Origin of the sequence: Ewingella sp. CoE-038-23, assembly GCF_040419245.1 — a bacterium.
Classification (GTDB): Bacteria; Pseudomonadota; Gammaproteobacteria; order Enterobacterales; family Enterobacteriaceae; genus Ewingella; species Ewingella allii.
Genome location: NZ_JAZHOH010000001.1, coordinates 2,339,917 through 2,359,231, shown reverse-complemented (window position 1 = coordinate 2,359,231; position 19,315 = coordinate 2,339,917). Strand labels below are relative to the sequence as shown.

Below are 19,315 nucleotides of genomic sequence, written 5' to 3'. Positions count from 1 at the left end.
GGTTTAATCAGTTTTTGAAAAGCTAATTAATTCTAGTAGTCGAAACGGAGGGCCATTTTTTAAGCATATACTCCAGAAGGGGTTTGTTATTTTTGAGGTTAAAGTCTGGTGCTGGAGATACCTCCCCACCAAAATTATCACTTCCCATGATGATATGCTCCTCCCCCCGCAGTGAGTATTTTATACCATTTCGATATGCAAAATATTTAACAATTCCAGGATCAATGCCTCCACTACAACTTATTCTGTATGAAAAAAGGATGTAATAATTATCTTTTTTTAATAAATCCAAGAGCTCGAATGAATTAGGATATATAGATATATCGGAATCTTCAGTACAGTTTTTTACGCTGTCATTAATTACCCATTCTTTCTTGTTGTTTAATTTCCCTTCACCATGAAGAATGACAGCAGATGATTCCCTATCAAAACCACCATCCATAACCGTTAATGTTACGTCATGTTTGCCATTCATATCCATCCATACGCTTTTGTATATTCCGGTAGCCGAATGAGCTGGAAAGGATATCGCAAAATAAATAAGGAATATTAGCTTGTTCATGTTACTCCTTTTTCATTACTTTTAGGGGTTATAGTTAGGGTGTTATTTAAGGTTGCTTTTTATCAGTCATTTTTTTAAGTTTTTAATTACTCCACTATATTTCTCAGGTTTGACTATGAAACTGTTTGTGTTGTTGTAATTATATGCTGTTGCGTGAAATTAAATTTCGATGTGGAAGGTTTTGTCGGAATATCAAGAATAAATAAAATTGACTTGCCTAACCGCATGATGAAAAATAGTATTTAAGTAGGGTGATGCATCTTGCTTTCGGAAATTTTAAGTCTTGCATGATTAAATAGCTACCAATTTATCTCCATAGTATTGAATAAATCTGTGACCTTAATCAGATAGTCAATTCTTTTTGCATCAGAATATTGTACTGGTCCAGAGTAATAAGTGGCAGCATAATTATCCTGAGAGTAAAAAAACAATGTTTTTATAAGGCTGATGGGTGCATCTTTCTTATCTAGGAATATAACGTCAGAAATGACTAGCGCACCGTTTTTTCTGGGGGAGGTTTCGATGTTGACGTGATATTTTAAACTGTTTAAATAACTCAAGCTTGTGTTTTCTTTTATGATATTGTCAATTGTTGTATTGAGTTCTTTTGGATCGTAACCATATTTATTTTTCGCACCATCCCAAGTTATGTAGCTTATGCCCCCTGGTGGATAAGCCTCCTTAGAAAGGTAAAAATAGTCTTTAATGCCATTGTAAAATATTGGCACTGGCTTTTCTCGACAACCATCTTTCTCGGATGACTTTTGTATTTCCATTTTATTGAAAACTCCTGCTGAGAATTCAATTGTTTTGCAGTAGTCAATTTTATTTGCATATGCAAATTCTGGGTTTATTATAAAAATAAAACCAATGGTTAAATTTCTTAACATGATAATTGTTGGTTCATTATAACTCTCTTCCGCTAATTGTCTGTTTTAATTTAATGATTTTTATCTTTGTCAAAAGAAATACTATTTAATAGCTTCAATGCATCTTGCGAGGAGATAAATCCCGCATTATTTTTAACGCTCTCACCAGAGCCGCAGAGTGCATGATTATTATGAATTAAACAAAAGTAAAATCCTTCAACATTACTGCCATCTTTGAGTTTCTTCATCCTATCTATAGTCATGAATCCATGAGAGTTTTTACTCTTTATTTTAATTAACTCTAGGTGATTAGCTTCACCGTTTCTTTTGTAATTACCATCTGGCACAGACTTCCAGTCTTTGCTTTTGTAATCATATATAATTTTGTTGTCAGTGCTACTTTCATCAATGCCATTATCATTAGTATGCTGAGTATTATATCCAGTCTCAAAGGCTTCTCCAGAATACAAGCAGTACCATTCTGAAATAGGGTTTTTTTTTTGGTAATATTCATCATCTGAAAGAGTAAGGAAAATATAATCTTTAAAGTGCACGTTGCAAGCATCAAAACTTGATGATGCTGAGGTATCAGCATTGGACTTTAAAGATAAACTCCTAATCACTGACGATGATTTATCTTTACTAAGTGCAGTCGCAGTTGATGAAAATGAGCTAAAAAACATAAAAATAAATACCCATGTTATTTTCATAAATATTAACCTATATTTATTTTTGTATGGTATGAGTAGATCGCCAACCCGCCTTTTTCTTATACGATCTAATTTTTACATCATCAATATCTACGAACTTATGATATGCCCCCCAAGAATTGGATGTCATAGCAGCAAGTGCTACCAACAAGAGATAGTTGACTTTATATTTAGCCATTGTTAGCTAAGTATACATTATTTGTGGCTAAAATTATTTTTAGATAGAACAGTCAGATATGAAATTTACTAAATTGATGTATGTGCTGTAATTATTTTATCATTATATTTCTTTTAACAGTGATGCATTTTTTAACTTGATTGTCGTCGAAATATGAGCTAATTAATTCTTTTTTTGGTTATCAACTCTGACATCAATATAATTATCACCACAAGGTGAATGTATCTCATTAAAGTCATGTTTTTTATCTGTAAAATAAATATTCTGAATATTTTATATGTTCTCATGCCTTAGTCCATGTGCCAGATAGAAAAATCTTTCTTTCCGTCAAAATTAAAACCATCAATCAACATGTTTATTTTTCTTTCTGAGTCGACATGAATGATTTTTTCTTGTATTAATCTGGTTTTTTCGAATATTTTATATTTTACTTTATAGTCTCCTTCTTGCCCTACCGTTGTTATCTCCGCATTGTATTTTTTAGATATGTTGAATTCTATTGTATTTGATGAGAATGCGAAAAAAGACACAAGGGAAGAAATAAATATAATGATTTTTGAATGTATCATCTAATTACCACGCGGAATGTGAATATTCACAGGTGATAAATTGCGTGTTATTTTATTATGGATGATAGATATACTTTATTGTAATAGCTAAATAAAGATGGGTTGCCTCTACCAGTAAATATGAAATTTACCTTTTTTGGTAATTTTATTTCCGCCTGAAAACACTGTTCAGAATGGTATCCAACATCATCTTGATACTTACATGAAATTACAGCACTCATTCCAGTAAATTTTGAGCTGGTGTTTATATTTGCTAAAACTGGAATGCCGTCAGTTATTGCCTCCCATTTTCCGTCATCATTCAGGGTAAAGTAATCACTTTCTTCATTCGATACATTTCTGCATAGTTTAAGGTAATCGGATGCATATACATGTTCCGCCTTAATGATTAAACAGTTGTTGTTTTTTTTGACATTCCATTTCTCAGGGATATTTATTGTGGCCTCGTCTAGAGATGTTGATTTAGGATGCTCTTCGCTAAAGCAAGGAGTTGTAAAGGAAAACAGAAAAAAGATTATGATTTTTTTCACTTATTCATCTCCAACAATAGAATATACATTCTGAGTTGATTGGTGCCTGTTTTTAAAAGATAGTTGATGCCATTGCTTATTACGTTGCTAAAGTATATTAAGTTGTTGTGGGGATTTTCTGGGTTTTATTTTTCTTAAGCAAGAGTCGTTGAGGATGCACTTAATGCAATATAAATATTTAAAAGAATTTTTAATAAATTAAATGTTATTTTTTTGGGAGCAAGTTTGCCACCTAATTCATTTAGGGATTGTTTCCCAGAAAACAGTTCCCGGCATTTACTATCAATCACTGATGCATCTTTATCCGAAGGGAAAATCACTTTCTTTCTTGTTGCTATATCCCATACTCCAGGGAATGAATCAATAGAACAATCTAAATCGTTAGGCGAAACAAATCTGCCATTTGGCGATATTTTTCCTAAATAAATAGTGTTGCCCTGAGAAAATGTGTCATCAGTATTTTTTACGGAGTCACTCCAAAATCCCTTATCTGAAAAAATATTTTTTGTTCCATTAAAATTAGAAACTATCGCTTGGTATGATCTGAAGTGAGCATCAACTACCACCAACGCTAGAACCAACTTCTTTTCAAAGTTCATGTCTATAATGGTGGATATTTCTTGATCAAAATACGGAGTAGAATAAACACTAATAGCATTTCCGTTACAATTCTTCACGTCTTCAGTTTCAAGATATTTATTACCGGACGCTATAAGTACTCCCACATGATCGCTTGTTAATGATATTTCCCCGGCCCCAGTTAGCATTGAATTATCCCAATTAGCGATTTCACAAGAATGATCTATACCAGATGTTTTATTATGAACCGTAATGTAGCCGACTTTATCCTTATTCAACCTCACAATGATATCATCAAATTCTACGGAGTTATAATATGCGGCCCAACAATTTGTAGTTATAGCAACAAGTACTATCCACAAGAAAAAATTTTTTTTAAATCTGATCATCAATCACCTCTTTAGCTTTTTTAGTGGCTATTTTCCTTTCAGCAATTCCTTTGTCACCACCGTTTATTCTTTTTGTCACCTTCTCTATGATATTGTTGTCGTCTGAAACCTCTGAGCTGTCCTCATCCATAATTTTAAGTACTTTAGATTTAAAACACGCAATGAAGAAAGCGCCAGTGTCAATGCAGTTGTATGAGTTTTCCGTTACCCTCTGAGGCGAATCAATTTTGGGAGGTCTTTTCTTCATGGCCGCGGATTTTTTATTCTTATATGCTGGGTCATCCCACCAATATTTGTCGAAATCTTTTACGGATAACCACCCGCGATACAAGTGTGTTGCTCTTTATTTTTCTTCTTACTTTGTGAGTTTTATTTCCTGTAAAAAAATTCTCATATTGGAATTATCTATTATTTTCATTTTTTAATCTTTTTTTGCTCGGCCATTACGCCACCATTTGACATAGTCACTTTGCCATCTTCATAAGTGAATTCCGATTTGTCTTCAAACATCATTTTTGATTTTTCTCCCCCCCATGTAATATTTATCAGCATGGAGTTTAATACGGGTGGGTAAAATGAATTGGATAATATGTTTTTACGAAGCAGATCGATCACCCTAAATTTCTGACAGCGAAATTTTACATTCTCCGAAACACAATCTGTGGAGTTATAGGAAATTAGCAATTTTTCAATTAGTTTTGATTTTCCTTTTTTATGAGCAAGATCATAGTATGAAAATGCTTCATTTATATCACTAGATTTTATGGTTGTAATTAATTCATTATTCAAATATAGCCCTACAATATCTTTTTCGATAACAGTTGATGTTAACTTGCCTTCTATGGTTTCACAGCCAACTGTGTCCAATTTACAGCTTAATTCCGCTTTTGTATTAAATGTAGTGATTGCTAATAATAGAATTAATAAATGATATTTTAACATATTGCCTCATTTTAGTTTATTGATTACATCAAACAGATTAACATCATTAGTCTTTTCTTTGCTAAGTTCTGGGCAGTAATATAATTCAATGACAATATTGAAATTTATAAAACTGCTTAGCCATTGTCTATGTGCATTTATGTAGCTACTATCATTATCGGATGCATATGTTGCTGCCTTGACAGAACCAATCTGAGCTATTAGTAATTTCTTGGCTGAAGATTCAGTTATTGAATTGTGAATAAAACGTATTGCATCAGTTAAACCAAGATGGTGAGTTAGATAAATTATCTTGGCTTTTTCAGCATCATTAAGGCTATCAATTTTAAAACCAGATTTTTTTAAGGATGCAAGATTGCTTAATCCGTAGTCTACAGCCGCCATGATAGCATATTCCGCTTTAAAACGGAGATTAAGCCAATTTTGGATGGTTTGTGTGGCCAGAGATGGATATGGTGTAATACCGCTGGTATAACTACTTTTTTTTATTTCATAAAGGTTCTTCCAAACATTTGGTGATACTTGAAATTTATTTTCAAGAATTGGTGTTCCATCCCTACGTACTCTTTCTCGACCATGTTTGTCCAAGCTTGGTTTTTCAGCGATTATACCTGCGGCTATGGCTTTTTGATTGAGGTAAGTCTCACTGCGTAAGATCTCACCTATCCAGGTAAGGTTTAGAAACTGTGTCATCCCTGCTGCAGAACTTTTATAGAAAACATCATTTTCAGGTTCCAGCCCCAATCCTTTTCTTCGCTTTTTTTCTGCATTTATTTTACTTGAATTAAAACACACCGAATCTTGTCTCCATACCCCCCCTGGGTATTTTGCAGATTCAGCATTTATGATTGCAGCAATACTTTGTGGGATAAATCCGCTTCTTTTTGCTGCGGCAATAATGTATTCGTAATAAATAATATTTTTACCTAAAGATAAATCATAACTGTTTGGACACATATGGTTTAACTGTAAGGAAGGGGCTCCCTTGCTATCTCTGCCCACACTCAGTGTATTAATTTTGTTTGTGCCTTTATCAATATCACCAGGCATACCATTTATAGCCGCACTTTGACCTTTTATCCTCACCTTAGGGCTGGATAAAATAATGTCTGTTTTACCTGGTGTTGTTGGGAAGTTTGCAATTTCCTTTATTTTTCCCGCTGCGTTTAATACTAATACTCTAACTTCTTTTTCTGAATTAATAATTAACTTTTCAATTTTACCCATACTATCTGTAATCGAGTCATAAATGACTGTAGTAGCAGATTCTATTCTTATTTTAAGGTTTGGTATCGGTTTGTTTATCAGATCTTCGAAGGTGAATGAAAGTTCACATTTACTATTTGTATCCGGCGGAGAAAGATCGGAATAAGCATATTCAATCGTAGGTAGTCTTAATGTCTGCCCAGGATATATAAGTTGAGGTTTTTTTATGTTGTTAAGTCTGATTATTTCGTTAACAGTGCAATTGTTATCCTTTGCAATGTGACTAATTGTATCACCTCTTTTAATAATGACTGAATCTTTAGAAGCATTCAAAGATTCTACTTCATCTAAAGGAATAGGTTTCTCTTTAGGATCTAAATAACATTTCCAATTTGTTGTCCATCCTAATAAACCATCATATTCTGTTGGCTCATCCTGTGGTTTATCAAAAAGCGGAGTCTTTTTCTTATCCATTTCGCTCTCCTTGTTCAAAAGACTTGTACACAAGTGTCTTGCTTTGGGTTCCATCAATTCCTTTAGCTGATGCGAACATTTGATTAGACCCCGGATATATGATGGGTAGTTCAGGTACTTCTACAGTGTATGATGCTTTCTCCAACCTCCCATAATGCCCAGCCTTAGTCAGATATTCTCCCGCGGTGCCAGATTCAATCCGGTTCTCATCGAGTGTGATATAGCTGCCGCCAGCGTTCAGCGTGATCCTTTTCTTCGCCGTGATCTTAATTTCATCTTCGGTGCTGGTGATAGTGATTGCCTTACGGGCCAGCAGTTCCATCAGGTCATTCTGTGCCTGAACGGTGATAGGGCCCTGATTAGCAATTAACTTCATCCCCAGTTTTCTGACAAAAATACTCAGAGTGTTGCCCACGCCGAGAAAGAAATTCTTGGCGACGCTGACGTCGGCATTTTTACCCGCGGTGGCAATTAGGTTGTCGCTGGCACTGATTTGCAGGTGCTCGCCGCTGTTCAGGGCAATACCTTTGGGGGCACTTAGCAAAAGAACGGATTGCTTTAATTCTTTAAGGTTTTGCTGCAAAAGATTGATTTGAGCCTGCAGGTCAGAAGGGTTGGCCGTTGAAGCCTGAGCATCCGAAGAAATTGAGTTCATCTGCTCGTGCGCACTGTTAAGCAAATCCATCGCCGACTGCATCTTCAGCGCCTTCCCCTGGGCCTTGGGCTGCCCGTCGGCGCTGATGAAAATGCCTTTCTCGGCGCGGATCGCACCGAAGCTGTCGGTGCGCAGCTCGAAGCCTTCGCCGCGCGGCTGCTTGTCGGCGTCGACCAGATGGCCGAGGTTGAGCTGGCTCTTGCCACCGTACTCGGTGCTGAGCTTGATGTGCTCCTTGCCGCGCTCGTCGTCGAGGCGCAGCTTGTTATTGGACGGCGTGCGCAGCACGTTGCGGCGGTAGTTGCGAATGGTGACGTGGTCGCCGTGCGCCGAGTCGTGCAGGACGTGCGCGATATAGGGGCGGTCTGGATTGCCATTTTCAAAGGCGATGGCCACCTCGGTGCCCGCCAGCAGCGGCAGGTGCATGCCGTAGGTGTCACCGGCGTAAGGCCGCGCCTGGCGGACCCACAGGCTCTCGTAACCTTGCTCCCAGGCGTCGCGGTCGAACAGCATGTTGACGCGATACCGCCCGTCCTTGTCGATATGCCCGTAGGTGTCGTTGGTCGTGGTGCTGGTGACGCGGGCGGGCAGGGTGCCGGCCATCACCGGCTTGCTGACGGGCGTCGGGCGGAAGCAGTAATCTTCCGAATAAGGAATAGCTTCAAACGCCACTTCAAAACTTTTGTCCCGCGCGGCGCTGCTGCGGGTGTGGGTGACTATCACGCCTTTGGTGAACGGGGACGGAATAGTGTTGCCGATGACCTTTAGCTCCTTACCCGGCGTCAGGGCAGCGGCGTTGGCGACGCCGGAGAACCGCGCCTGCTGGTTAAGGTAGCGCTCGTGGCGCAGGCGGGCGTAGAACGCGCCGCTTTCCGGCTCGGGGTCACGGCCTTCGGAGCCCGCTGCCAGATAGTTGTCGGCGTAGTGATAGGCCTCGCCGTAGGTGGTGGTGTCGCCGCGGGTGACGTCCGCCGCCGAGGCCAGGTCGGCGTTGGCGGTGCGGTAGTTGTAATCCCCGGTGCTGACGGATTTTTCCACCACCTGATAGGCGCTGGCCAAATCCCACGCCGACTCGACGCCGACGTCGTGCATGCCGGAGGGCGGCACGGCGTGCAGGGTCGGGCCGGTCGCGTAGTGGCGCTGGTCGTCATAAAACTCCACCACGTCGATGTTGAGCTTGGGGTCGGCGGTGAAGCGGAACCAAATACCCACCTCGGCCAGCAGGCGCGAGATAAAGGCCAGGTCGTCCTCGCCGTACTGCATCACCTGCTCGCGTCGCGGATACGCTTTTACCAGCGTGAAGACGAAGTCCTGCCCGCGCATGGCGTGGCGCTCGCGCAGGATTTTCTCCACGATGCCGGGCACGGAGATATCCTGATAAATGCGGTTCTGGTGGCTGCGCGACAGCAGAGCCAGCCTCGGCTGCAGGCAGAGGGCGTAGCGGCTCTCGTCGCGCGAGGCAGAGAGGCGTTTGAAGCCGGTGACCACGCCCTGAATGACCCGCTGCGGCTGCTGCACCGACACGCCGAAGGCCTCCATCACGGGGGCCTGCAGGGTCAGCGAGGCGTCCTTCATCAGCAGGGCGGCAGGGTCAATGTTTTGGTCGCCGCTGGTGAACGTGATGTCATAGCTGAACGGCAGGCTCAGGCTCTCGTTGCCAACAAAGCCTTCCACGTCAATCGGCGCGTCGCAGTCGCGCACGGCGAGCTTATGGTGGCTGTGGTCGAAAAAGGGTATGGGTGCAGAGGTTTTCATTTTATTGACCTGCTTTGCTGACAGAGGGGGTATTTAAAAACTCTGAGATGATTTTGGGAACCAATTGCCTAAATATTGGAAAAACTATATCGCCCGCTTAACACATCATCTATTGTGCTTTTATCAAGGATTTTTTTTGAGTTTTCTTTAAATCGATCTCTCCAATCAGGTAGCCACCAATAATATATTGTAGTCCCCCTGATGTTTAAATCTGGGAGGATGGCCGCTTTGGCTACTTCATTATCAATGTTGTTTGATCTTACTTCATTGTTTATTATATCCATAAGGCACATGTATTTTTTTATAGGTAAGTGTTGTATTAATAAAATAGTGTATATTTTTTGACTTTGGTCGTAACTTTTATTTGATATTATATTTAATGCATCAGGAAAGTATTTTTCTGGAGAAGAGTTGATCTTTTTTGCAACATCATTGGAATAAATGTCATATTTGTTTGGTGTGTCTTTCCAAGTGCCATTTTGTTTCTCCGACAATGAATCTATAAATAATTTGAAGTCATCGTTTTTAATTTCCCCTGTGTTTTTAGAAAGGCATTTTTGCGTGTCAGGTTTTATTTTTAAAAAATAAACACTAGAAAATGTTGCTATGATAACTATAGATATATAAATAATTATAATTTTCATTGCATATCACCTTTATATCGCCGAAATGCGATGAGGCTATCATTATTATTAATGGTTATGCTGTGCTTCATTTTTTCTTTCAATGCTCTACAGTCGGCGTTTGATTAATTTGAATTCACAATGCATTATGCAAAATTCAAGTAGTACTATTATTAATAAGTCTATTGGAGCGTCATTGCATTAGTATAGAACATTCATTTTACTATTTATTTGCTCCTCGTAATAAATGAAGAAATCGACCCAGTTTGATGGAGCCTGTTCACTTTTTAAAAATTCTTTTCGTTCAGTGAAATCTATCGATTCCCAAAACGGAAGCCACATCCATTCCCAATAAAACTCAAAATCACCTTGCATTTGCCCCAAGCTTTCGGGATCCATTTCAGGAAATGAAACCCATGGCGTAATGGGGGTAGGGCTAATGCTCCAAATAACTTTCAAAATATCTTCGGAGTTCGTAATTATTCTTACAACTCTTCCTTCAAATTTTTTATATATATTAAATGCAATTGTATCTGACTCACAGGAAACAATGACGTTTTCGGAGGTGTTCAATGAATAGTTTGAAGAGTAGTGTTTATTAATAATATTTAATATTCTCTGTGTTGTATGATCATCTGTTAAAAAAAAGGTCAAATACGCATAAATATTATCTTTTATTAATGGTGTGACTAAGGGGTGTTTTGGAATGGCGATAATTGTTTTGTGGTTCTCCTTGGGAAATAAAATTCTTAGATCTTTCGATTTTTTATTTTTACTTCTGTTGAATAAACTTCTAAATGTTTTAATTTTCATCTGCTTGTTCAATGATTCCATTAGGCCATAGTAGCCAGTAACGCTATCTTATGCACTAATTATTATTCGTACTTTTATTTTATAGGCCTTATTGAATTATTTTTTAGCATAATTTTTTTCCGGAAGTGCTTCCACACATCTCAATTTCAATGTCGGAAGTTGAAATAGACATTCCTTTTAGTATTATCTTATTTATACACAGAACCGTTATCAGTCCGCTCTATTAGAGTCCATTGCACTCGCAGTGGGGAGCCATGTTCATTTGTCCAAGTGGGTAAAGCTTTTCCTTGATTTACATTAATGTGTTGAATACCTTGCTGGGTGAATACAGACCACTTTCCTGCGTGAGGGGACAGCTAGCCGGACCATACCGTGATATATTGGTTATGATGACTAATAAAGTTTTTTTTCCGCTCAGGCCAAGAGTAAAGCTCTTCAGGCTTGCCTTTAGGGAAAAAACCTTCAGGTGGCACATTAATATATTCTCCTTCAACACGACGAATGAGTGTCCAGCCTGTTTCGGCATATCTCGTTTCATCCCAATCATAATCTCGTATACCCGTTGTTTCACTGACCCATTCACTTCTTCGTGTGCCTTGTATTGTAGTAGCTGGTCTACCATGATCTACGCTTGGGTATAAAAGTCGCGAAGGGGCAAAGTCAACGTCAGGGAGATAAATCCCAATTTGCTTTGGCAATTCGTTTTTTTCAATCCTGATACTTTCATCAAGTATGTAACGAGGAATGCGCTTTGGTAGATCTGTAAGTTTATAAAGTCCCCGTTGTCCAAGGTAGGTTAAATCCCCCTCCCACCAACTTCCGCTTGTAGTATGTGTTAACATCTTATCTAAATAGCTCGCTAAGCATTCAATACGGTCAATTGCTGCTAATTCGGTTTCTGTCATCCAACCATTCCAGAATTCACTTATACCGCGAGTATTTCCACTCATAGTGTGACCAATTTTAAAAGCTTCTTGGTCGTTCATTGTTCGTAAAACATAAGCTTTATTGTAACGATCTTTATCAGAGCGTATATTAGGTAATACTCTAGTCCCCCATACAACATCCCCTTGTTTCCAGAGTGGTTCTTTACGTAGACGGGCAGGTAATTCTTTTTGATAACGGTTAAAAGCTGTCTCATGGGCGTTGATCCAGCTTATGATGGCATCCCGAGTTGCGGCATAGTGTTCTGGTGAACTATATAGCTCTAATAGGTAGCATTCTAGAGGGTGTAAGACGGCCATATTATTTACCTCCTGATGTATACCAGTTATTTTTGTTTTCTAGTTTCGGTAAACCTAGATATGGTGATATTGGATCGCTATCTACATCTTGATAGTTCCATCCTGTTTTTAATCGTCCTGCTGTATATTCACTTTTGAGCTGGGATGGATCAAGGACGATTTTTTCTTTCAATGGTCTACAGTCTGCATTTAATTAATTTGAGTTTGTAAGCAAAATGTAACTAGTACCATTATTAATAACTCTATTGTAGGAAATTAAATGATTCAGGAATGAAAGTGTTTTTATTAGCATTCTGATCTGCTTGAAATGCCTTGACTGCGCTAGCATAGTCTATGTTTATTTCTAATAGAAATAATATGGCGCGGTGTTTTTGCATTTCAATTCTAATAAGGTTTTTATGCTATATATTATTTTCTATAACCGTAAAAAAGATTAGCTATAGTTTAATTGACTACTTTTATTTTATAAGTTTTATTGAACTCCTTTCCAGGGTGATTTGTTCCGTAAGTGCTTCCGTATATCTCAATTTCAATGTCGGAAGTTGAAATAGGTACCCCTTTTATTATTACAATGTTGTAGTCGGAAATTTTATCACCTCCTCTGCTAATATACTCTCCTGGAAAGGCATTTAACCCACTATTGATGGGGGTTATTTTATAGGTAACAAGTCGCCCAATAACAGGGCCACCCAAAATATTTACTTCAGAATAATATGATTGTTTGAATTTTGCTGAAGGAAGATAATCTCCATTAGGTTCGTATGATATACTGCTACGGCACCCCATTAATATTGGGATTAATAGAAAAAATGTTATGATATTTTTATTAATCATGTTAATTAATGATTTTAAAAACCATTCCTCCGAAAGTATGTTTTAGAAATTCTTTTAAGGTTATATTGGGCTTGAGGTAATCATGCACTTCTCCCCATGAAAAAAGCCTTAAATCAATGCAAGCATCTATATTTGTCATTTTTGATAGTTCTTCATCACCTAGAAGGGTAGGTTTTCCTTCCCATACGACCCAGTGATTTTTGAATGAGGTGTCTCCCTCCGTTTGTAATAACATCCCTGCAGATATAAGAGTAACAATATGGTGTGAGCCATCATTGTATTTATTAAGATCTAAAATATCTTGTATGCTGCAATTGCTTAAACTGATATTGTCGAATACTTTCTTATATCCTGTTTTAGTAAACCATGACTCTAATCCACTCCATAATGTAATTCCTGAAAATTGATCGTCTACTGACTGATAGTCGAAAATAGAATTTTCTGAATCTCTAAGAGATGCTAAAGTTATCCAATCTAAGCCACTTACATTTAATTGCCCTCTTTCATTAAATATTCCCTTAGGTCTTCGACAATTATGACTTGGTTTAATTGACAATGCTCCTAACTTTGCATTCCCCGTTTCCCATAACTCGATTGCCATTTGTTTATATAGGTCTGGGCGATCTTTCAATAGACAGTAGAAAAAAGCCGCCGGGCCACATAAACTCGTCCTATCTTGATTTGGAAGAGTTTTTCTTCTAACTCTCTTTTCAAGCTGATCCATAATATTTTCCCATGAGAAGGGGTCCAAACCATCACCAATAGGATGTTCAGGTGCAATAAAAACTCTTTCCTTGGTAGATATCTTCAGAGTATAGGTGTTTGTTTCTCCATCTTTAGCTTCTTTGGTTTTCTGGGTTGTCTCCATGTATACAATATTTTCTTTTGAATTAGCATTGATGACCTTATCGCTTGAAAATTGCCCTAAAGAGTATATAGAGCTTTCTTGCTTACTAAGCAACGGGATAAATTGCTCGCCAAGTTTTCTATAAAGCATAATTTCAAGTATGAATAAGGCAGACTTGCTTTCAGTGGTATCTATAGTTTCATGTCTCTGAGTTTTATAGTCACTCTGTAAAGGTTGAATACCCGTATCGAGTACAACCAATTTAGTACCATCTCTGCCTGTTCTATGGGCTTGCATCTCGTAATAAAGTAGTGCTGAATCTACGTTCGACTTTATTTGCGTATAGACGTAATACTGAGCCATTTTCCCCGCCTGTTTATTTTAATTGCAAGTGTATGGATACATTATATTCTTCGTCTGCCTTGAAGGATTCGGTAAAGCCTTCTGCATCTGTAATTCCTTTTTGACTTTTTCCATTTTTGAAGTATGCCGTGTATGGTATTTTTTTTAGCGGGTTACCAAGATCATCTATGCAAAGAAACCGTATGTTATGGCTATGTTCATCTGCAGATATTTTCTGAAATACTGGCATAGCAACAATTTGTTGCGCCTGCTCCTTCCTCCCATAATTCCCGGCCTTAGTCAGATATTCTCCCGCGGTGCCGGATTCAATCCGGTTCTCATCGAGGGTGATATAACTCCCGCCAGCGTTCAGCGTGATCCTTCTCTTCGCCGTGATCTTAATTTCATCTTCGGTGCTGGTGATGGTGATTGCCTTACGGGCCAGTAATTCCATCAGGTCATTCTGTGCCTGAACGGTGATAGGGCCTTGATTAGCAATTAACTTCATCCCCAGTTTTCTGACAAAAATACTCAGAGTATTGCCCACGCCGAGAAAGAAGTTCTTGGCGACGCTGACATCGGCATTTTTACCCGCTGTGGCAATTAGGTTGTCGCTGGCACTTATTTGCAGGTGCTCGCCGCTGCTCAGGGCAATACCTTTGGGGGCACTTAGCAAAAGAACGGATTGCTTTAATTCTTTAAGGTTTTGATGCAAAAGATTGATTTGAGCCTGCAGGTCAGAAGGGCTGGCCGTTGAAGCCTGAGCATCAGAAGAGATTGAGTTCATCTGCTCGTGAGCACTGTTCAGCAAATCCATTGCCGACTGCATCTCCAGCGCCTTCCCCTGGGCCTTGGGCTGCCCGTCGGCGCTGATGAAAATGCCTTTCTCGGCGCGGATCGCACCGAAGCTGTCGGTGCGCAGCTCGAAGCCTTCGCCGCGCGGCTGCTTGTCGGCGTCGACCAGATGGCCGAGGTTAAGCTGGCTTTTGCCGCCGTACTCGGTGCTGAGCTTGATGTGCTCCTTGCCGCGCTCGTCGTCGAGGCGCAGCTTGTTATTGGACGGGGTGCGCAGCACGTTGCGGCGGTAGTTGCGAATGGTGACGTGGTCGCCGTGCGCCGAGTCGTGCAGGACGTGCGCGATGTACGGCCGGTCTGGGTTGCCATTTTCAAAAGCGATAGCCACCTCGGTGCCCGCCAGCAGCGGCAGGTGCATGCCGTAGGTGTCACCGGCGTAAGGCCGCGCCTGGCGGACCCACAGGCTCTCGTAACCCTGCTCCCAGGCGTCGCGGTCAAACAGCATGTTGACGCGATACCGCCCGTCCTTGTCGATATGCCCGTAGGTGTCGTTGGTCGTGGTGCTGGTGACGCGGGCGGGCAGGGTGCCGGCCATCGCCGGCTTGCTAACGGGCGTCGGGCGGAAGCAGTAATCCTCCGAGTAAGGAATGGCTTCAAACGCCACTTCAAAACTTTTATCCCGCGGGGCGCTGCTGCGGGTGTGGGTCACTATCACGCCTTTGGCGAACGGGGACGGAATAGTGTTGCCGATGACCTTTAGCTCCTGACCCGGCGTCAGGGCAGCGGCGTTGGCGACGCCGGAGAACCGCGCCTGTTGGTTAAGGTAGCGCTCGTGGCGCAGGCGGGCGTAGAACGCGCCGCTCTCCGGCTCGGGGTCACGGCCTTCGGAGCCCGCTGCCAGGTAGTTGTCGGCGTAGTGATAAGCCTCGCCGTAGGTGGTGGTGTCGCCGCGGGTGACGTCCGCCGCCGAGGCCAGGTCGGCGTTGGCGGTGCGGTAGTTGTAATCCCCGGTGCTCACGGATTTTTCCACCACCCGATAGGCGCTGGCCAAATCCCACGCCGACTCGACGCCGACGTCGTGCATGCCGGAGGGCGGCACGGCGTGCAGGGTCGGGCCGGTCGCGTAGTGGCGCTGGTCGTCATAAAACTCCACCACGTCGATGTTGAGCTTGGGGTCGGCGGTGAAGCGGAACCAAATACCCACCTCGGCCAGCAGGCGCGAGATAAAGGCCAGGTCGTCCTCGCCGTACTGCATCACCTGCTCGCGTCGCGGATACGCTTTTACCAGCGTGAAGACGAAGTCCTGCCCGCGCATGGCGTGGCGCTCGCGCAGGATTTTCTCCACGATGCCGGGCACGGAGATATCCTGATAAATGCGGTTCTGGTGGCTGCGCGACAGCAGGGCCAGCCTCGGCTGCAGGCAGAGGGCGTAGCGGCTCTCGTCGCGAGAGGAAGAGAGGCGTTTGAAGCCGGTGACCACGCCCTGAATAACCCGCTGCGGCTGCTGCACCGCCACGCCGAAGGCCTCCATCACGGGGGCCTGCAGGGTCAGCGAGGCGTCCTTCATCAGCAGGGTGGCCGGGTCAATGTTTTGGTCGCCGCTGGTGAACGTGATGTCATAGCTGAACGGCAGGCTCAGGCTCTCGTTGCCAACAAAGCCTTCCACGTCAATCGGCGCGTCGCAGTCGCGCACGGCGAGCTTATGGTGGCTGTGGTCGAAAAAGGGTGTCTTAGACGTGGTACTCATCTCTCTGCTCCTTCAAACTCCAACAAAATCCCATCCTCATCATCCCAGCCCAGCGTCAGCGACGTTGTGCGCTGCTGTTCGCTCATACGGCTGAGAAGTTGTTGACTCAGTACCGGCAGAATTTGCTGGTTGAGCAGGCTATCGATGTTGCGCGCGCCGGTGTCCGGCAGTAGACAGGCGGCGACTAGCTGGTCGTAAAGGCTCTCTTGGATGACGCATTTCAGGCCGTAATGTCGGTTGAGGCGTTTTGCGACCTGAGCCAGTTTCATCTCGACGATTTTTCTGAGCGCTTCTGCATCCAGCGGGCGATAAATCAGCGTTTGGAAGCGGGCCAGCAGGGCAGGCTGGAAATGATCGCGCAGGATAGGGCGCAGCAGCTCGTGCATCTCGCCATGCGTGGCCTGCGGCTGTTCATCCAGCAGTTGCATCAGGTGGTCACTGCCGAGGTTGGCGGTCATTAAGATCACGCTGTTGCGAAAATCAATCTCACGGCCTTCTCCGTCGCGCATAAAGCCACGATCAAACACCTGATAGAACAGGTTAATCACGTCGCGGTGGGCCTTTTCCACTTCGTCGAGCAGCACTACGCTGTACGGGCGTTTGCGCACGGCCTCGGTCAAAATGCCGCCCTGGCCGTAGCCCACGTAGCCCGGAGGTGAGCCCTTGAGCTGGGAAACCGTGTGGGCTTCTTGATACTCGGACATATTGATAGTGATCAGCGATTTTTCACCGCCAAACAGGGTGTCGGCCAGCGCCAGCGCGGTCTCGGTTTTCCCCACGCCGCTTGGGCCGACCAGCAGAAAGACGCCGAGCGGGCCGTTTTCTGACGTCAGGCCGGTTTTAGCGGCGCGCAGGCGCTGCGCCATATCCACCAAGGCGGCATCTTGCCCCACCACCCGCGTGGCGAGATGTTTCTCCAGCTGCAGCAGGTCAGTTTGTTCATCTTTTAACAGGCTGCTCAGCGGCACGCCGGTCCAGTCGGCAATGACGGTGGCGACGGTGCGGGCATCGACGTCGAGAGAGAGCAGCGGAGCGTTGCCTTGAACCAAACTGAGCTCTTGCTGCAAGGCTGCCAGTTGGGCCACGTCGGCAATCTCCCGACGGGCTTCGACAATCAGCTGGGTCAGGCGCTGCTCTTCTTTATACTGCTGATCGAGTTTTTGCTGCTCGAAGGAAAGCTGTTCGCGGCGCTGTTCAATGTCGTGCAGGCGGGTCGACGCGGTATCCGGGATCAGCAACAGATCCTGCTCAATAGCCTGTTGTTCGACCGCCAGTGCCGCCAGTTCGGCATTGATCTCCATCAAAGCCTCCGGCAGCGTGTCGATGCTCATGCGAACACGGGCACCGGCGGTATCGAGCAGGTCAACGGCTTTGTCCGGCAGTTGGCGGCCAGTCAGGAAGCGGCGCGAAAGAGTGACGGCGGCGGTGATCGCGGCGTCAAGAATGTGCACGCCGTGGTGCTGGGCGTAACGGCCTTTGAGACCGCGTAGCATCAGGCTGGCTTTGGCGTCATCCGGCTCGTCGACTTTGACCATCTGGAAGCGGCGTTCTAGCGCGGCATCGCGCTCAAAATACTGTTTGTACTCAGACCAGGTGGTCGCCGCGATAGTGCGCAGTTCGCCGCGCGCCAGAGCCGGTTTAAGCAGGTTAGCGGCATCTGCACCACCGGCCTGATTGCCTGCGCCGATGATGGTGTGAGCCTCATCGATAAACAGTAAAACGGGGGTTGGCGACTGCTGAACGGCTTCAATCACGTTTTTCAAACGCTGCTCAAACTCGCCTTTCACGCCGGCTCCGGCCTGAAGCAGGCCGAGATCTAAGGTGCGCAGGCTGACGGTTTTCAGGCTGTCCGGCACATTACCCTCACTAATGCGTAATGCCAGACCTTCCACCAAGGCGGTTTTCCCCACGCCCGGCTCGCCCACTAGAATCGGGTTGTTTTTACGGCGGCGCGAGAGGATGTCGATCATCTGGCGGATCTCGGTGTCACGGCCAAAGATCGGGTCGATCTGTCCAGCCTTGGCTTTAGCCGTCACGTCTAGCGTGAATTTATCCAGCGCGGCCTGTAGCGCTTCACTCAATGTCTGACCGGAAAGGGCGTCAGCGCCGGGTTGACGGGCTGGCTCATTCAGCGACGAAGTAGGCATATTGAGACTGGCCTGCTGCTGCAACTCAGGGCGCTCTTCGGACTGGACATTCAACAAGGGCTTGAGGCGAGATATATGGGCCGTGCTCAGGCTAAACAGCGGCCAGGCTCCGTCACAACGCAGCAAATGAGGGTGCATATTAAGGGCTTCGAGCAGGTGAATACTGCGAATGCGGTCATCGCCGTCTTGCAGGGATGCATTCAGCCAGGCGCTCTGCATCAGCTCGGTCAGCGAGTCCGATAACACCGGGCGAGCATGCACCGAGCGTGGCAGGGTATCAAGGTGCGCCAGCAGGCTCTGCCACAGGCTGTCCATATCCCACTCATAGCGGCGGGCCAGCACGGTGATGTCGCCTTCGCCCAATTCCAGTAATTTTAGTAGCCAGTGTTCTAACGTTATCTCAGCGTGGGCGCGGGTCTGGCACAGCGTAGCGGCGGCCTCCAGTGCCTGAGCACAGTAAGGATTGAGGCGACGAAGGAGGGTGGCTGATTGATGTTCCATGCTG

General features: G+C 43.8%; 16 protein-coding genes. All 16 read right to left on the bottom strand.

All coding sequences use genetic code 11. From position 1 onward, the window contains the following. Positions 1 to 22: 22 nt before the first annotated feature. Positions 23 to 562: a M949_RS01915 family surface polysaccharide biosynthesis protein gene (locus tag V2154_RS11070; RefSeq protein WP_353502295.1), complete on the bottom strand. Its 540-nt coding sequence runs from the start codon at positions 560 to 562 to the stop codon at positions 23 to 25. A 299-nt stretch (positions 563 to 861) separates the two neighbouring features. After that, a complete protein-coding gene (locus V2154_RS11065; RefSeq protein ID WP_353502294.1) occupies positions 862 to 1,452 on the bottom strand; it encodes a hypothetical protein in 591 nt (196 codons plus the stop codon). A gap of 50 nt (positions 1,453 to 1,502) precedes the next feature. Beyond that, on the bottom strand, positions 1,503 to 2,141 hold the full coding sequence (locus tag V2154_RS11060) for a hypothetical protein (RefSeq protein WP_353502293.1): 639 nt from the start codon (positions 2,139 to 2,141) through the stop codon (positions 1,503 to 1,505). A gap of 794 nt (positions 2,142 to 2,935) precedes the next feature. Further along, entirely contained in the window at positions 2,936 to 3,418 is a 483-nt protein-coding gene (locus V2154_RS11055) for a hypothetical protein (protein ID WP_353502292.1), read from the bottom strand. A gap of 134 nt (positions 3,419 to 3,552) precedes the next feature. Further along, complete coding sequence (locus tag V2154_RS11050; protein WP_353502291.1) at positions 3,553 to 4,386, bottom strand: hypothetical protein; 834 nt, start codon at positions 4,384 to 4,386, stop codon at positions 3,553 to 3,555. After that, positions 4,373 to 4,717 carry a hypothetical protein gene (locus V2154_RS11045; RefSeq protein ID WP_353502290.1) on the bottom strand — a complete coding sequence of 115 codons (345 nt, stop codon included), beginning with the start codon at positions 4,715 to 4,717 and terminating at the stop codon, positions 4,373 to 4,375. The genes V2154_RS11050 and V2154_RS11045 overlap by 14 nt, the downstream gene beginning before the upstream one ends. Positions 4,718 to 4,800: 83 nt before the next feature. Continuing rightward, positions 4,801 to 5,328, bottom strand: a complete 528-nt coding sequence (locus V2154_RS11040; protein WP_353502289.1) for a hypothetical protein — start codon at positions 5,326 to 5,328, stop codon at positions 4,801 to 4,803. A 6-nt stretch (positions 5,329 to 5,334) separates the two neighbouring features. Continuing rightward, positions 5,335 to 7,008, bottom strand: a complete 1,674-nt coding sequence (locus V2154_RS11035) for a LysM peptidoglycan-binding domain-containing protein (RefSeq protein ID WP_353502288.1) — start codon at positions 7,006 to 7,008, stop codon at positions 5,335 to 5,337. Beyond that, entirely contained in the window at positions 7,001 to 9,418 is a 2,418-nt protein-coding gene (locus tag V2154_RS11030; protein WP_353502287.1) for a type VI secretion system Vgr family protein, read from the bottom strand. The genes V2154_RS11035 and V2154_RS11030 overlap by 8 nt, the downstream gene beginning before the upstream one ends. Positions 9,419 to 9,486: 68 nt before the next feature. Continuing rightward, positions 9,487 to 10,062: a hypothetical protein gene (locus V2154_RS11025; protein WP_353502286.1), complete on the bottom strand. Its 576-nt coding sequence runs from the start codon at positions 10,060 to 10,062 to the stop codon at positions 9,487 to 9,489. 180 nt (positions 10,063 to 10,242) lie between these two features. Beyond that, on the bottom strand, positions 10,243 to 10,854 hold the full coding sequence (locus V2154_RS11020; protein ID WP_353502285.1) for a hypothetical protein: 612 nt from the start codon (positions 10,852 to 10,854) through the stop codon (positions 10,243 to 10,245). Positions 10,855 to 11,210: 356 nt separating this feature from the next. Then, positions 11,211 to 12,098 carry a type VI secretion protein ImpA gene (locus V2154_RS11015; RefSeq protein WP_353502284.1) on the bottom strand — a complete coding sequence of 296 codons (888 nt, stop codon included), beginning with the start codon at positions 12,096 to 12,098 and terminating at the stop codon, positions 11,211 to 11,213. Positions 12,099 to 12,542: 444 nt separating this feature from the next. Further along, positions 12,543 to 12,932, bottom strand: coding sequence for a hypothetical protein (locus tag V2154_RS11010; RefSeq protein ID WP_353502283.1), 390 nt, complete (start codon positions 12,930 to 12,932; stop codon positions 12,543 to 12,545). Position 12,933: 1 nt separating this feature from the next. After that, a complete protein-coding gene (locus V2154_RS11005; RefSeq protein ID WP_353502282.1) occupies positions 12,934 to 14,142 on the bottom strand; it encodes a hypothetical protein in 1,209 nt (402 codons plus the stop codon). A 13-nt stretch (positions 14,143 to 14,155) separates the two neighbouring features. Beyond that, positions 14,156 to 16,663, bottom strand: coding sequence for a type VI secretion system Vgr family protein (locus tag V2154_RS11000; RefSeq protein WP_353502281.1), 2,508 nt, complete (start codon positions 16,661 to 16,663; stop codon positions 14,156 to 14,158). Further along, positions 16,660 to 19,311, bottom strand: coding sequence for a type VI secretion system ATPase TssH (gene tssH, locus V2154_RS10995; RefSeq protein WP_353502280.1), 2,652 nt, complete (start codon positions 19,309 to 19,311; stop codon positions 16,660 to 16,662). Before tssH ends, V2154_RS11000 begins: the two co-directional genes overlap by 4 nt. Positions 19,312 to 19,315 lie beyond the last annotated feature (4 nt).

Excerpts from the sequence above, each read along its gene's own strand:
- V2154_RS11070 (WP_353502295.1), bottom strand. The coding sequence starts at position 562 with ATGAACAAGCTAATATTCCTTATTTATTTTGCGATATCCTTTCCAGCT.
- V2154_RS11065 (WP_353502294.1), bottom strand. The coding sequence starts at position 1,452 with ATGTTAAGAAATTTAACCATTGGTTTTATTTTTATAATAAACCCAGAA.
- V2154_RS11060 (WP_353502293.1), bottom strand. The coding sequence starts at position 2,141 with ATGAAAATAACATGGGTATTTATTTTTATGTTTTTTAGCTCATTTTCA.
- V2154_RS11050 (WP_353502291.1), bottom strand. The coding sequence starts at position 4,386 with ATGATCAGATTTAAAAAAAATTTTTTCTTGTGGATAGTACTTGTTGCT.
- V2154_RS11040 (WP_353502289.1), bottom strand. The coding sequence starts at position 5,328 with ATGTTAAAATATCATTTATTAATTCTATTATTAGCAATCACTACATTT.
- V2154_RS11035 (WP_353502288.1), bottom strand. The coding sequence starts at position 7,008 with ATGGATAAGAAAAAGACTCCGCTTTTTGATAAACCACAGGATGAGCCA.
- V2154_RS11030 (WP_353502287.1), bottom strand. The coding sequence starts at position 9,418 with ATGAAAACCTCTGCACCCATACCCTTTTTCGACCACAGCCACCATAAG.
- V2154_RS11025 (WP_353502286.1), bottom strand. The coding sequence starts at position 10,062 with ATGAAAATTATAATTATTTATATATCTATAGTTATCATAGCAACATTT.
- V2154_RS11020 (WP_353502285.1), bottom strand. The coding sequence starts at position 10,854 with ATGAAAATTAAAACATTTAGAAGTTTATTCAACAGAAGTAAAAATAAA.
- V2154_RS11015 (WP_353502284.1), bottom strand. The coding sequence starts at position 12,098 with ATGGCCGTCTTACACCCTCTAGAATGCTACCTATTAGAGCTATATAGT.
- V2154_RS11010 (WP_353502283.1), bottom strand. The coding sequence starts at position 12,932 with ATGATTAATAAAAATATCATAACATTTTTTCTATTAATCCCAATATTA.
- V2154_RS11005 (WP_353502282.1), bottom strand. The coding sequence starts at position 14,142 with ATGGCTCAGTATTACGTCTATACGCAAATAAAGTCGAACGTAGATTCA.
- V2154_RS11000 (WP_353502281.1), bottom strand. The coding sequence starts at position 16,663 with ATGAGTACCACGTCTAAGACACCCTTTTTCGACCACAGCCACCATAAG.
- tssH (WP_353502280.1), bottom strand. The coding sequence starts at position 19,311 with ATGGAACATCAATCAGCCACCCTCCTTCGTCGCCTCAATCCTTACTGT.